The organism is Mycoplasma wenyonii, assembly GCF_003265155.1.
GTDB classification, from domain to species: domain Bacteria; phylum Bacillota_I; class Bacilli_A; order Mycoplasmatales; family Mycoplasmoidaceae; genus Eperythrozoon_A; species Eperythrozoon_A wenyonii_C.
This window is the reverse complement of record NZ_QKVO01000025.1, coordinates 1-3,062: the sequence shown is the minus strand read 5'-3', so window position 1 is coordinate 3,062 and position 3,062 is coordinate 1. Positions and strand designations below refer to the sequence as shown.

The window sequence follows — 3,062 nt, the reverse complement described above, 5'->3', positions numbered from 1 at the left end:
TTTACAAAGTCACGAAACAGAATCTGTCATGCAAGTTTCTTCTGATTTAACAGATTTACAAGGAATAAAATTGGGAACTCAATGTAACTTTAAGGGGGAGGAAGTAGATAAATCTTGAAAGATTCAATGTCAAACCAAAGAAAGTGAGAAAAATAAAGACATTCTTTTAACTCCATTGGTTATTAAATAATGATTCTTTCAACTATTGGAAAGCTAGTGGGAGGTCTTTTGGCAGGTTCTGCCATCATTACTCCAGCTGTATTGCTCTCTGCCCCCCCCAAGTTTGACCTAAAAACAGACAATAAGTTTAAGAACAACTGTCAATTGTTTGATAAGGACAAAACAGGTCAAAAACAATTAATAGTATGTTCCTTTGATGATTCAGGAAATTCACCAATCTTTTACTTTTATAAGGAAGGTAACATTCCTGTTCAAGTCTGAAAGCTTAAAAAATTAGAAACAAATTTCAAAGAAGTTGAACTTGAGCTAGGAACGGAAGAGCACTCTAGACAATCAGTCAAAATGGATATTTCTATTCCATCTAAGTGAACTGAACTATCAGAAGTTAATGTAGGTAATTGTGATTTTGCAGATAACACTTCCAGAGTATCAGAAAAATGAAAAATTAGTTGCGAGAAGACAGATAAATCACTTCCTAAAAAAGAAATTGAACTAACCCCTTTATTTAGTAGGTAATTAGTTAGTTGATTTCTTAAGTTCCAAAAATCTGAATAAAATAAATTTACTAATTCCCTAAATGGCTGTTACAGCCTTACTAGGAAAGATAGCTTTGGTAGCTATTGCTGGTGGGGCTGTTGGTTCTGCAGTTGCTTTTTCTGCGGTAAGGACTTTGAATGCCCCCCCCTCTTCCCAAAAAGTTAAGTTAGAAAGTAAAGAAGACTACAGGAAACATTGTTTATTAGTTACTTCTGATGGCGACAGAAAGGTAATATTGTTAGCTTGTCCTAGGGATTTTAACTCTGATAAAACAGACTTTTATCTATATAAAAAAGAAGGGTCATCTTTTGATGAAGTTGAAAGTTGAAAGTTTCAAAGTTCTCATCAACTAATAGTTAAAACAATTAAAGACTCAAGACAAGAAACTATTAGTTTGGCTCAAAATAAGAATTTTGAACAATTGAATGACCAAAAACTTAAAAATATCTGTACTATTGATTGATCAAATAAAGACTCTGTAAGCTCTAAACAAATAACTTGTAATTCCTGAACTACCAGACTAAATTCCCTTGAAATAGAAGATCCAGAAAGAGAATAATCTATGTCTTTACTTCTAACCGCTCTTAAAGGCTTAGTTTGTTTAACTCCTGTAGTTGCTATTCCTGTAGCAATAACTTTGCCAAAAGATTCTACCCAAGCAACGGGAACCTATTCTCGGAGAGGGGGACGAAATGGACCTTGTCAACTTGTTATTTCAAACTCTGATGAAAGTGTATCTGTGATAGTTTGTCCAATAACTAAAAAGCCGGCAAATAATAAAACCTCTTTCTATCTATACAAAAAAGAAGAAAGTACTCCTTTTTCTGAAATAGAAAAATGAGACTTTAATAAAGAACACTATACATTAAAGGTGACTAAGACTGAAAATCAGACCACAGAAACTTTAAATTTCTCTAGCGATCAAGGTTGAAGTGACTTAAATCAAAAAGTTCTTAAAAATGTGTGTACTATAGAGTGAAAAGATAATGGTCTCAGCCCGAACAAGAAAATGCAATGTAAAGAACAAGGTTTTGATAAATATTGGTTGCTTTCAGGTTGAAGAGGAACGTTTCCCGAACATTTAAAGAGTTAATTGCAAATACATTTATTCTCTTTCAACAAGTCTCATTCTTTAACTCTTAGATAATGTTTATAGCGAAGTTTGCACTTTGCAATAATTTCAGGGGCTATCCTTGTTGCTGTAGCGACTACACACCTTCCTTATTAACCAGTGAAGAAATTAATCTAGTTAAATCAAATCCTTTTGAAGATTGTTACGTTATTGAAACAAAAAATAATGAATCACAAAAACTATTAGTTTGCGATAATCCAGACTCTTTCATCTTCAGTGACAAACTATATTACCTATACAATACTTCCGATAAGTCTATTAAGAAAGCCGCTAGCATAGTTAAAAAACATAACTCAGATGAAATAGTAGTTAAGTTAGAACAAAAAGAAGTTGCAGATAGTCAAGACGCTACAGTAACACTACAGGTTAAATCAGCAGATTGAACAGGTTTCTCTAAAGATATCAATTTACTAACTAAAAAGGGAGTTGGTTTGACACCTAGGGACTGTATGTTGACTCCGGTCATTAACAATATCTACAGTTCAACTTCTCTAACCTGCAATACTAAAAATCCTTGATTAAGTAAACCTATCAAGATCACTTCTTTTAAAGTAGTGACTGATTAATGTACCTTCTAGGGAAGATATTAGGTATTGGTCTAGCCTGTACGGTTCCAGTTGCAGTCGCAACCTCTTCTTATCTGGGGGGGGCATCACAACCTAAAATTCCTTTGGTTCTTAAGTTAGAAAAAGATAATGATTTTGAAGAAAATTGTTATATTTTAGAAACTAAGGATAGTAATACTCAGAAGTTGTTAGTTTGTGAAAATCCTTCAGACTTCTCTTCAGTCTATTATCTCTTTAAAAAGGGAGGGGTCCAAAAAACTTATACAAAAGCTACAAGTGTTATTAAGAAACAAGGTACTGATCATTTTGTGGTTAAGCTAGTGGGAGAAACTGGCGCAGGAATGCAACTACAGGCAAATGGTCAAGAATGAAAAGACTTTCAAGAAGAAATGAATTTAACTTCTCAAAACAAGTGTCAATTAAGACATAATTCTTTAAGACAAGTAATGGGAGCGGAGACAACATCTTTATTTTGTAGCTCTCGAAAGTCTGATTGAGTAAGTAAGGAAATAACCCTTAAACCCTTTAAAGTAAATGAATAGCTTTGTTACCTTTAGGTAAGATTCTGGGAGTCGCTTTAACTGGAATAATACCTGCTGGAATTGTTATTTCTGGAACAGCGCTGGGGGGGGACAATCCATTAGATA

Annotated in this window: 6 protein-coding genes; all 6 read left to right on the top strand. The window is 33.6% G+C overall.

From position 1 onward, the window contains the following. Nucleotides 1–190 (top strand): hypothetical protein (locus DNK47_RS03550; RefSeq protein WP_220084663.1); only part of this gene is annotated, 190 nt, incomplete at its 5' end. Continuing rightward, nucleotides 190–696: a hypothetical protein gene (locus DNK47_RS03265; protein ID WP_112665915.1), complete on the top strand. Its 507-nt coding sequence runs from the start codon at nt 190–192 to the stop codon at nt 694–696. The genes DNK47_RS03550 and DNK47_RS03265, both read left to right, overlap by 1 nt. Before the next feature lie 61 nt (nt 697–757). After that, nucleotides 758–1,276 carry a hypothetical protein gene (locus DNK47_RS03260; protein ID WP_112665913.1) on the top strand — a complete coding sequence of 173 codons (519 nt, stop codon included), beginning with the start codon at nt 758–760 and terminating at the stop codon, nt 1,274–1,276. Between the two features lie 3 nt (nt 1,277–1,279). Next, nucleotides 1,280–1,810 (top strand): hypothetical protein, encoded by a 531-nt coding sequence (locus DNK47_RS03255; protein WP_112665911.1) that lies wholly within the window; start codon nt 1,280–1,282, stop codon nt 1,808–1,810. 53 nt (nt 1,811–1,863) lie between these two features. Further along, complete coding sequence (locus DNK47_RS03250) at nt 1,864–2,415, top strand: hypothetical protein (RefSeq protein ID WP_112665909.1); 552 nt, start codon at nt 1,864–1,866, stop codon at nt 2,413–2,415. Next, nucleotides 2,415–2,957: a hypothetical protein gene (locus tag DNK47_RS03245; protein WP_112665907.1), complete on the top strand. Its 543-nt coding sequence runs from the start codon at nt 2,415–2,417 to the stop codon at nt 2,955–2,957. The genes DNK47_RS03250 and DNK47_RS03245 overlap by 1 nt, the downstream gene beginning before the upstream one ends. Nucleotides 2,958–3,062 lie beyond the last annotated feature (105 nt).